Genomic DNA, 831 nt, shown 5'->3' on the forward strand with positions numbered 1-831 from the left:
CTTCGGCCCCAACCGGCCGCCCTTGGCCGGGCTGGAGGGATTCGAGGCCAGCGGCGCGGTGCAGTATTACGTCCGGCGCCGGGCCGAATTCGCCGGCACGCGCATCGTCATCGCCGGCGGCGGCGATTCCGCCATCGACTGGGCCCTGTCGCTGCAGGACGTGGCCGAGAAGATCTGGCTGGTCCATCGCCGCGACCGTTTCCGGGCCGCCCCGGAAAGCCTGCGCCAGCTCGACGCGGCCGTGGCGGCCGGACGGATCGAGAAGGTGGTGCCCTATCAGTTGCATGGCCTGCAGGGCGTGGATGGCGAACTGGACGGCGTCGAGGTAGCGACGCTGGACGGCGAGCGGCGACTCCTGCCCGGCAACCGGCTGCTGCCCTTCTTCGGCCTGTCGACCGATCTGGGCCCGATCGCGCAATGGGGGATCGATTCGATCCGCAGCACCATTCCCGTCGTGCCGTCGAGCTGCGAGACCAGCCTGCCGGGCGTCTTCGCGGTGGGCGACGTCGCCGCCTATCCAGGCAAGCTGAAGCTGATTCTGCAGGGATTCAGCGAGGGCGCGATGGCGGCCCATGCCATCCACCCGATCGTCCGGCCCGACACCGCGCTGCATTTCGAATATTCCACCAGCAAGGGCGTGCCGCACCGCACCTGACTCCCGGACCTGAATCCCGGGCCCGAACCCCGGACCTGAACGCGGGATTTGTCACGGGGTGGATTTGTAATACGATCGCCGCACGACCCGCCCCGGAGCCCGCGATGCGTTCCACCCAGCGCCGGCCGGCCAGCGGCCGGCGGCCCGTCCTTCCATGCTGACGGCGGACGACCCGT

General features: G+C 69.9%; 1 protein-coding gene. It reads left to right on the forward strand.

Annotated features, from left to right (window positions below; genetic code table 11):
* The coding region (locus HUK84_RS20725) for an NAD(P)/FAD-dependent oxidoreductase (protein WP_176641868.1) at positions 1–655 on the forward strand (655 nt) is incomplete at its 5' end.
* Between the last annotated feature and the right edge of the window lie 176 nt (positions 656–831).

The sequence above is a fragment of the Nguyenibacter vanlangensis genome, from assembly GCF_013376155.1.
In the GTDB taxonomy this organism is placed as follows: Bacteria; Pseudomonadota; Alphaproteobacteria; order Acetobacterales; family Acetobacteraceae; genus Gluconacetobacter; species Gluconacetobacter vanlangensis.